Genomic DNA, 2,445 nt, shown 5'->3' on the forward strand with positions numbered 1-2,445 from the left:
CCTTGTACTTCTCGTCCACCGTCCGGTAGACCTCGTCGTCCTCGTCCCTGCGGGCGACCGGCAGGTTGGTCGGGATCTCGGTGACTTCGAGATTGTAGATGTTGGCGAATTCCTCCGCCTCGGTCAGCGCCATGCCGGTCATGCCGGCGAGCTTCTTGTAAAGGCGGAAATAGTTCTGGAAGGTGACGGAGGCCAGCGTCTGGTTCTCCGGCTGAATCTGCACATGCTCTTTGGCCTCGAGGGCCTGGTGCAGGCCTTCCGAATAGCGGCGGCCGGGCATCATGCGGCCGGTGAACTCGTCGATGATGACGATCTCGCCGTTGCGCACGATGTAGTCCCTGTCCTTCTGGAACAGCAGGTGCGCCTTCAGCGCATTGTTGACGTGGTGGACGATCGCGACGTTCTCGACGTCGTAGAGCGACTCGCCCTTCAACAGGCCGGCATCGCGCAGCATGTTTTCCAGCTTCTCGGTGCCGTCCTCGGTGAAGATCGTGGTTTTCTGTTTTTCATCGACCTCGTAGTCGGCCGGGCCGAGCTTCAGCATGAAGGCGTCGATGGTGTTGTACATTTCCGAGCGGTCCTCGAGCGGACCGGAAATGATCAGCGGCGTGCGCGCCTCGTCGACAAGGATCGAGTCGACTTCGTCGACGATGGCGTAGGCATGGCCGCGCTGGACCATCTGCGAGCGCTCATACTTCATGTTGTCGCGCAGATAGTCGAAGCCGAGCTCGTTGTTGGTGGCGTAGGTAACGTCGGCGGCGTAGGCCTCGCGGCGCTCGTCGTCGGAGAGGCCGTGTACGATGATGCCGACGGTGAGGCCGAGGAACTTGTAGACGCGGCCCATCCATTCGGCGTCGCGCTTGGCAAGATAGTCGTTGACTGTGACGACATGGACGCCCTTGCCGGCGAGCGCGTTGAGATAGACCGGCAAGGTGGCGACCAGCGTCTTGCCCTCACCGGTGCGCATCTCGGCGATGCCGCCATTGTGCAGCACCATGCCGCCGATCAATTGGACATCGAAGGGACGCATGCCGAGAACGCGGCGGGCCGCCTCTCGCACTGTTGCGAAGGCCGGTATCAGCAGGTCGTCGAGCGAGGCGCCATTGGCGAAGTCCTGGCGGAATTTCTCGGTGCGGCCGGCAAGCTCGGCATCGGAGAGCGCCCGCATCTCGTTTTCCAACCCATTGATGGCCTCGACCCGGGGCCTTGTCGCCTTGACTCGGCGGTCGTTGGAAGAGCCGAAAACCTTACGCGCGAGAGCGCCGAGACTGACCATCCAATGGTCCTTTCGATAGCAATTTTAGCCGTTTGCGACAGGCGCCTGGCGGGCCCATCAAATCCGCGTGAATGCGGACAAACGCAAAAAGCGCCCGGAAAACGGTTCTGGACGCCAAGTCGTTGGACAGATAAGAGGGGGCTCAACTGATGTCAACGCCGCGTTAGCCCTATGGGCAGCGCCAAATTCCGCCACAATCGGACTGATCTGGAACCTTCCCGTTCAAGCGATCCTTATCGGCAATCCCCATTGGAGTTATCTTGATGTCCCTGTCGTTCCGCCGCGCGTCGCTCGCCAGCCTTGGCTTGGCCTTCGGGCTCTCGGCTCTTTCGCTGTCGCCGCTGATGGCGCAGGAAACCAAGCCCGCCCAGCCGGGCGCGGCGGCTCCCGCAGCCGCTCCCGTGGATCCCAACGCCGTGGTCGCCACCATCAACGGCGAGAAGCTGACCGAGGCCGATCTCGCGCTGGCCGAAGGCGAGCTGTCGCAGCAGTTCGCGCAGCTGCCGCCGGAACAGCGCCGCGCCGCTGCTCTTTCGGCGGCCATTGAAATCCGCGTCATGGCCAAGAAAGCGGTCGACAGCGGCCTCGACAAGGATGCCGATTTCCTGCGTCGGATGGCCTTCCTGCAGCAGCGCGCCCTGCACGGCGAGGTCGTCGAGAAGGAAGTCGTCGACAAGGTGACGGATGCAGATATCCGCGCCCGCTACGACCAGGAAATTGCCAACACGCCGCCGGTCAATGAGATTCACGCCCGTCACATCCTCGTGAAGACGAAGGAAGAAGCCGAGGCGATCATCAAGCAGCTCGACGGCGGCGCCGATTTCCAGAAGCTCGCCAACGAGCACACGAGCGACCCGAGCGGCAAGTCGAATGGCGGCGACCTCGGCTGGTTCGGTCCCGGGCAGATGGTGCCGGAGTTCGACAAGGCCGCGTTTGCGCTTGATGTCGGCAAGTACAGCAAGGAGCCGGTCCAGTCGCAGTTCGGCTGGCATGTCATCAAGGTCGAGGACAAGCGCGCCAAGCAGCCGCCGGCCTTCGACGACGTCAAGGACCAGGCCAAGCAGGCCGTCATCCGCGACAAGTATTTCGCCATGGTCAAGGAATTGCGCGGCGCCGCCAAGATCGAGATCCCGGACGCGAAGCTGAAGTCGGCGGTCGACACGCTGGAG

At 62.7% G+C, this 2,445-nt stretch carries 2 protein-coding genes; one reads left to right on the forward strand and one right to left on the reverse strand.

Annotated elements, in window-relative coordinates:
• On the reverse strand, positions 1 to 1,276 hold a 1,276-nt coding region (locus tag EOA60_RS28800; protein WP_348632726.1), incomplete at its 3' end, for a DEAD/DEAH box helicase.
• Between the two features lie 263 nt (positions 1,277 to 1,539).
• Between EOA60_RS28800 and EOA60_RS28805 the strand changes: the two genes are divergently transcribed.
• Positions 1,540 to 2,445: peptidylprolyl isomerase (locus EOA60_RS28805; RefSeq protein WP_128312301.1), on the forward strand; the 906-nt coding region annotated here is incomplete at its 3' end.

Source organism: Mesorhizobium sp. M1A.F.Ca.IN.020.06.1.1 (assembly GCF_004023265.1).
GTDB lineage: Bacteria > Pseudomonadota > Alphaproteobacteria > Rhizobiales > Rhizobiaceae > Mesorhizobium.